Source organism: uncultured Mycobacterium sp. (assembly GCF_964249325.1).
Classification (GTDB): Bacteria; Actinomycetota; Actinomycetes; order Mycobacteriales; family Mycobacteriaceae; genus Mycobacterium.
The window spans coordinates 1-3066 of record NZ_CAXUCH010000009.1 but is presented as its reverse complement, the minus strand read 5'-3'; the positions used below and the strand labels follow the sequence as shown (position 1 = coordinate 3066).

General features: G+C 64.9%; 3 protein-coding genes and 1 pseudogene (1 of these 4 only partly in view). 2 read left to right on the top strand and 2 right to left on the bottom strand.

The window, feature by feature from the left end:
* Positions 1 to 854 (bottom strand): annotated as a pseudogene (gene moaA / locus ACFE99_RS02465) (GTP 3',8-cyclase MoaA) (it extends 237 nt beyond the left edge of the window).
* A complete protein-coding gene (locus tag ACFE99_RS02460; RefSeq protein ID WP_375482091.1) occupies positions 851 to 1255 on the bottom strand; it encodes a YccF domain-containing protein in 405 nt (134 codons plus the stop codon). The pseudogene moaA and the gene ACFE99_RS02460 overlap by 4 nt, the downstream one beginning before the upstream one ends.
* 157 nt (positions 1256 to 1412) lie before the next feature.
* Between ACFE99_RS02460 and ACFE99_RS02455 the strand changes: the two genes are divergently transcribed.
* Positions 1413 to 1820, top strand: a complete 408-nt coding sequence (locus ACFE99_RS02455; protein WP_324966220.1) for a cold-shock protein — start codon at positions 1413 to 1415, stop codon at positions 1818 to 1820.
* A 99-nt stretch (positions 1821 to 1919) separates the two neighbouring features.
* Positions 1920 to 3066: acyl-CoA dehydrogenase family protein (locus ACFE99_RS02450; RefSeq protein WP_375482089.1), on the top strand; the 1147-nt coding region annotated here is incomplete at its 3' end.

Genomic DNA, 3066 nt, shown 5'->3' with positions numbered 1-3066 from the left:
CAGAACGCGTGCGACACCGACGCGATAACGCCAAGCTTTCCGGTGCGCCCGTCAGCGTCCTCGACCAGCCAAAGCTCGGCCGGCGCCGAACCGCGCGGCGCCGGGTCGGGCAGAAGGCGGAAATGCGGCCGCAGCGCGGCCAGCACGTCGTCGGCTGTGAGCGCAGCACCACGTCGCCACTGGTGGCCGGCATCCAGCGGCATCTGCTCGATAACCCGCAACTGATAGTCGTGTTCGAGGCAGAACCGCAACAGGTCTACGACGTCCCCGCGGCCGGTCACCGGGTCGAGTACGGCGTTCACTTTGATCGGCTCCAGCCCGGCGTCCTTGGCGGCGGCCAGGCCGGCCAGCACGTCAGGCAGCCGGTCGCGGCGGGCGATCGCGGCGAAGTGGGCGCGGTCGACGGTATCCAGCGACACGTTGACGCGGTCCAAGCCCGCTGCGGCGAGCGCCGGTGCCCGCCGGTCTAATCCGAGACCGTTGGTGGTCAGCGCAATCTCGGGCCTGGGCCGCAGGCTGGCGGCGGCGGCCACCACCTCTTCGAGGTGCCGGGCCAACAACGGCTCCCCGCCGGTGAAGCGCACGCTGGTGATACCGAGTCGGGTGACCGCGATGCGCAGCAGTCGGGCCAACTCGTCCGGGCGCAGCAGGTGCTCGCTGGGCAGCCACTCCAGGCCCTCGGCGGGCATGCAGTAGGTACAGCGCAGATTGCAGCGGTCGGTCAGCGACACCCGCAGATCGGTGGCGATGCGGCCGTAGCTGTCCACCAGCGGGCCGCCAGCCGGCGCATCGCCGCGCACAGGGTTGTCTGCCCGGCGCCGTAGCGTCGGCACACCCAGCGCGGTCACCGTCACGTGCTCACCCACTCCGATTGGGTCGTCGAGCCGACGGGAACGACCTCTTTGCCCAGCGGCACCAGCGACACCGGAATCAGTTTGAGATTGGCCAGTGCCAACGGAATTCCGATGATGGTGGCGGCCATCGCCACCGCGCTCACCAGATGCCCGATCGCGAGCCACAAACCGAAAAGCACGACCCAGATGACGTTGCCGATCAACGCGCCGGTTCCAGCGCCCGGCTTCTCGACGATGGTGCGCCCGAACGGCCATAACGCGAAAGACGCGATGCGCAGCGCCGCGAAACCGAATGGGATCGTGATGATGAGCAGGAAGCAGACCAGCGCCGCCAACAGGTAGCCGATGGCCAGCCATAGGCCGCCGAAAATCAACCAGATGACGTTCAGGATTAGGCGCATATCTCCTCCAGCGGTATTGCCAGCCTACCGAGGAAAGAGGGGTGCTCGTCGGGCCGGCATCCGAGTAGGATCAGCGTTTAATCGCGTCCTGCACAGGCGGGACGCTTCCTTGTGTAGCCCATCGTAGTGTGAACCGTCAGACAAGCAGGTGAGACCAGTGCCGACTGGCAAGGTGAAGTGGTATGACGCCGCCAAAGGGTTCGGCTTCTTGTCGCAGGAGGACGGCGAAGACGTCTACGTCCGATCCTCGGCATTGCCCGAAGGTGTCGAGGGGCTCAAGGCCGGACAGCGCGTCGAGTTCGGGGTGGCCACTGGTCGCCGCGGCCCCCAAGCGTTGAGCCTCAAGTTGATCGACCCGCCGCCCAGCTTGACTCGAGCGCGCCGGGAGACGGCAGCCGAACACAAACACAGCCCGGATGAGCTGCACGGCATGGTCGAGGACATGATCACCTTGCTGGAAAGCGCTATCCAGCCCGAGCTGCGCAAGGGCCGCTACCCAGACCGCAAGACGGCCAGGCGGGTCTCCGAGGTCGTCAAGGCAGTCGCGCGGGAGCTGGATGCCTAGTTAGCTCTTTGCACCGAGCTTGACCATTGAGGCCCCGATGAGAGCTACTCTGGAGTAACTTGCGAGCTACTCTGGAGTAACAAGCAAGGGGGTGTTCCGATGACACAGCAAGCTCAGGTCACCGAGGAGCAGGCGAGAGCCGTCGCCGAGGAATCGCGTGAAACCGGTTGGGACAAACCTTCCTTCGCCAAAGAGCTGTTTCTCGGCCGCTTCCCGTTGGAGCTGATCCACCCCTTTCCCCGGCCATCCGACGACGAGGCTGCTCGCACCGAGGAATTTCTGCGGAGGTTGCGCGAATTTCTCCAAACCGTTGACGGCAGCGTGATCGAACGCGACGCCCAGATTCCCGACGAATATGTGAAAGGCTTTGCCGAACTGGGTTGTTTCGGCATGAAGATACCGTCGGAGTACGGCGGGTTGAACATGTCGCAAGTCGCCTACAACCGCGCATTAATGATGGTGACCACTGTCCATCCGAGTCTGGGCGCGCTGTTGTCCGCGCATCAGTCGATCGGGGTACCAGAACCGCTCAAGCTTGCCGGGACCGAGGAACAGAAACGCAAGTTTTTGCCGCGCTGTGCCGCTGGCGCGATTTCCGCCTTTCTGCTCACCGAACCGGATGTCGGGTCGGATCCGGCGCGGCTGGCATCGACCGCAACCCCGATCGACGACGGACAGGCCTACGAACTCGAGGGCGTGAAGTTGTGGACCACTAACGGTGTGGTCGCGGATCTGCTGGTGGTGATGGCACGGGTGCCCCGCAGCGAGGGACACCGAGGCGGCATCAGTGCGTTTGTCGTCGAGGCTGATGCGCCCGGCATCACCGTTGAGCGGCGCAACACGTTCATGGGCTTGCGCGGCATCGAAAACGGTGTGACCAGGCTGCACAAAGTACGCGTTCCTCGGGAAAACCTGATCGGCCGCGAAGGCGACGGTCTCAAGATTGCGCTGACCACGCTCAATGCCGGCCGGTTGTCCATCCCGGCGACGGCGACCGGAGCGGTCAAGTGGTTGCTGAAAATCGCGCGGGAATGGTCGGCCGAACGGGTGCAGTGGGGCAAGCCGGTCGGCAAGCATGCGGCGGTCGCCAGCAAGATCTCGTTCATCGCCGCAACGTGCTACGCGCTCGAAGCCGTGCTCGACCTGTCCGGTCAGATGGCCGACGAAGGCCGCAACGACATCCGGATCGAGGCGGCGCTGGCCAAGTTGTGGTCCAGCGAGATGGCCTGCGTGATCGCCGATGAGC